This is a genomic window from Stenotrophomonas sp. Steno-C15 (genome assembly GCF_056393265.1).
On record NZ_JBWJPF010000048.1, the window covers coordinates 1 to 4,124 of the forward strand.

At 61.1% G+C, this 4,124-nt stretch carries 1 protein-coding gene and 1 pseudogene; one reads left to right on the top strand and one right to left on the bottom strand.

Annotated elements, in window-relative coordinates; translation table 11 throughout:
• Window positions 1-1,458 (bottom strand): S8 family peptidase (locus AC06FB_RS18810; protein ID WP_478053979.1); only part of this gene is annotated, 1,458 nt, incomplete at its 3' end.
• Window positions 1,459-2,156: 698 nt separating this feature from the next.
• Between AC06FB_RS18810 and AC06FB_RS18815 the strand changes: the two are divergent.
• A pseudogene (locus AC06FB_RS18815) lies at window positions 2,157-4,124 on the top strand (hypothetical protein); the annotation flags it as partial.

Below are 4,124 nucleotides of genomic sequence, written 5' to 3' on the forward strand. Positions count from 1 at the left end.
GGTCAGCAGCACGTCGCGGACCTGTGCGTTGTCCAGGTAGGGGAAGCGCTCAAACAGCAGCCCGAGAGCGCCGGTGATGTGCGGGGCCGCCATGGACGTTCCACTCTTCAGACCGTAGCCGTGCCTCGGCACGCGCTGAGTTACATCGAGCCAGAGGTTGCCGTCCGCATCGGTGCGAATATCTGCTGTTGGCGGGGCAGAGGGATCGTAGGTCGTTGAGTTGATATCTGTGCCGGGAGCGGCGATGCACCAATTGGCACTCAGACCACATTTGTTTGATCTGTTGCTCAATACAAATTCATATTCATCCTTCTTCTCATCATTGCCCCTGTTCTTGTCGTCGACGTTGACCACACTCAGCCAGTACTTCTCGATATCAGGGAGCGCTCGAGGAAGCGTCGCATAAATGCCGGCAATGGGGCTCTCCTCGGGTGTGGGGATGACTTCATCAGTATTCCCTGCCGCCCAGACTTGAATCATGCCCTTGGCTTGCGCGCCATCCGCGAAGATCGAGAGTCTCTCAAGCCATTCGGGATCGCTGTATCGGTTATCCAATTCAGCTGCTGACTCCGGCTCCGTGGCCAAACCCCAGCTGTGATTGATCGCACGCACTCCCTCAGTGTTCATCTGATCGTATAGATCGACAAGCGCTGAATTCTCTGGCCCCGTGCTCTTAACCCGCTCACCAATACCGAACCCGTTGAGATAGATCTCGGTGACGCTGTTAAAGAACAACTTGGCGACGGTCAGATCTGCACCGAATCCCACACCATGCATGCCTACGCCATCACGATTGGCAGCGATGGTGCCACCCACATGGGTGCCGTGATCGTCATAGGATGCGTTCCGCAGAAACTCGCTCAGCTGTGGGTCACTTAGTAACAGATCAGCAATTCTCTTGGGCATCTTTGGATCAAGCTTATAGCGCTTAACCTGGACCTCATCACCAGCGCTGGAGAAGCAAGCATCCGGGCCCGTCAATGCAGTCCTGTTCGTGCACCGACTGCCATCGGCCAATAGATCAGCAATGGTGATGCTGCGATGATTCTTGCCGCCGAATTCTGGGTGATCCAAGCCGGTCCCGCTGTCGAACACTCCCAACCGGATGCCAGCGGCGCTTAGCCCCCTCGCGTACGCATACTGCGCATTCATTGCCCCCAAGCCCCAGTCCGAGTTGAACTCGTCGGTCTTCCAGCTATCTGGATTGCCCGCAGCTCCCATACTGGAACTGTCTGATGCGTGAGAGGGTGGGAGGGGCGCGCTTGGCTGGATTCCTGCTTCGGGCGCCGTCGAGCGGGCCCAAGCTGTCTGCAATGATCGCTGTTGCATGAGCGCATCCAGTGGCTCACTGGCAACGGACTGTGCTGACACTGTCAACGGCAACGAAGCGGCGATTGCGATCGCCAAGTGGGTGGCAAGCGGGTGGAGCGACTGGCGAGCGTAGAGCGAGCGTGTCATCTTCAAACGTCCTCGGCGGTGAGTAGTGTTACGAAGTAACTAACGCCGCGACGCCGTCGACACCCCCAGTCCCTTAACAGTAACTGAAGGCACTTCATTAGACTTAAAAAGTGTGATAGAAGTCACTTTAAATGAACCGTAAAAGATTGTGGATGCCCCGTGAAGGCGGGTCGGATTCCCGGCAGGATGACGGCCAGCGCGCATTCGAAAGAGGGGCCGGGGTCGTGCGGTTCAAGTAGACGGGGAATCGGCCGCACCTCCGGGGCCGGGGCCGATGGCAGCTCAATCCAGGGGCGCGGGAGTAGCGCCAGCACTCAACCCGAACGATTCAGGCAGCTGCCGGCCGCGTTCGCCGGTTATACGACGACCCGCCGCATCCTTCCGGCCACGCCTCGCTCGCGCGGGACAGAGGGGTTTCAATGACGTCCCAGTTTTCCGCTGATGCACAGAATGGCGACCGCATGCGGCTCTGTTTGAGGGGCAGCGGGGGCGTGCGCGGAGACCTTCCTGCCGAGAGGGGCTACGGCATGAAGTCTGTCCTTGCAGGCAATGCGGCGAGGTAACGTTTGGATGCGCTTGGCTGGGGGGGGAGCCCCCCCTTCGACGTTAGTACACAGGTCGTGTTGGCCAGTTATGCCCAGCCCACCGAATGCCGCGAGCGTGTGTCGGCGTCTCTGTCACCTCCAGGAATATTCCAAATGAAAGGTAATCTCCGCTTGCCTGCGTTCCGTCAGCTGAGCCCGCTGCATGCAGCTGTCTGTCTTGCGCTGACGGGGGGGATGTTGCCCTCCCTCGCGTCGGCCTACACCTTCCATATCAATGGAGATCGCATCATCGCGACAGGTGGTGTCAACTACCAGGACCACATCAGGCTGCGAAGGATTCTCGATGCCGCAGCCAGCAATGGCAGGACCATCACGCAGGTGGTCTTCCGCAACAGCCCCGGCGGCGATGCAGCTGCAGGACGAGGAACCGGGGATCTACTGCGCCTGCGCGGGATCACTGCTGTATTCCAGGGTAAGTGCATCTCCGCCTGCGGCACCAGCTTCATCGGTGGTGCTGAACGACGCATCGCCAATTACGATCTGCCCGAGATCGATCCTAGCTATCCCGAAAACATCTTCATGATCCATGGGAGCACGGCCGGCGGAAAAGTCGTCCCGATCCCCCAGCAGGTCTCGGATGATCACTACGCGAAGATGATGCAGGGCAACGCGCCGCCAGATGCCATCGCTCGGGTTGTGGGCGCCATCAATGGAATGCAGGTGCCGTTCGGTTCGTTCCTCACCTACTTCGATCCAAGGACCGCAAAGCCCGCCCAGTTCTGCCCGACCGAGGACAACTGCACCGTGTACGACGGTGTAGACATCTACAGCGACCGGATCATCACCAGCGAAGAGCGTGTCGATCTTTCCGCCGACTATTTACGCGTCGCGGATAGCGTGCACGGCGACCTGAATCCTTACTTCTACGCGGCGCAATACGAGTACGCCGCGGGCTATGGTGCGGGCGCTGAAGGGGCGCCAGCCCCGTTCGACGCGGCGAAAATCGCCTCGGGCGATGCATTTGGCATGATCCGACTTGAGCGCGGGGGATCGTGGCTGGCGGATACGTCCAGCGGTGCGGAGATCCTCTGGGCGGAAAAGGGAAAAGTGGATGTGACCACCGGTGGCCGTCTGGTGACGCTGTACACCATTGTCGGAAGCGAGGGTTCCGTCACGCTGCAGGGGGGGCAACTGAAAGCTGAGGATACGACCGTGTCGGGGCTGTTCGGCATTGGCGCCGGTGGCGAGCTGGACAACAAGGACACAGTGCTGGTCAAGCGCGGTGGCCGGGTCGCTCTGGCGGGAGGGACGCTGAGAACTGCGGTCGCCACGCTGGACGCCGGCGCCCGGCTGGAGGGTCATGGGACGATCGCTGCGACCGGTTACGTAGCGTTCCCCGGCGAGCCAGGCGTTGCGTGGAATGTTCCACAGGTGACGCGGGTGAGGGTGGCCGGTGGCGATCTTCATCCTCAGGGTGGTCAGTTGACGGTCAACGGCTATGTCAGCTTCGCCTATCCCAATGCCGGCCGACTGCTGTTCGACATCACCCCGGAAGCGCGTCAGGCAGGCCTTGTGCTGGGGGCATTCGAGGTGCATCGCTGCGAAAGCGTCAGCACATACTCCCTGTGTGCGGACGGCCCGGTCGCAACCGCACCGGGCTTCCTGATCGGCGGCACAGTCGGCAAACTCGCGCTGGACATCGCACCGGGCTACTACCGCCAGGATCTTTCGATCCCGCTGGTGCAAGGACGCATTTACGGGAGCGCCGAAGGTAGCCAGCTGACCGGCAAGCTGTTGAATGACCGCGAGAGCGAGTTCGATGCCAGCGTGCCGCAGCTGCAGGCCGGACAGGTCGCTTTCACCCGTGCCGAGCGGCAGGATGGCTCGGGCTACAGTGCCGATCTGACCAGTGCCGACGCGGCACAGCGCAGGTTTCATCCGCGCGAGAACTCGCTACTCACGTTCAATATCGTGCAGACCGGCGACGGCATCTGGGCGGTCGCCAATCCGGCTTTCGATGACGTGTCTCCGTTCGCCAACGTGGCGTCGGGCGCGGGCCTCGGCCAGGTATTGAGGACGGCCGCGTCGCAGCCGGCGTCGGCGCTGGAGCCGCTGCTGGGC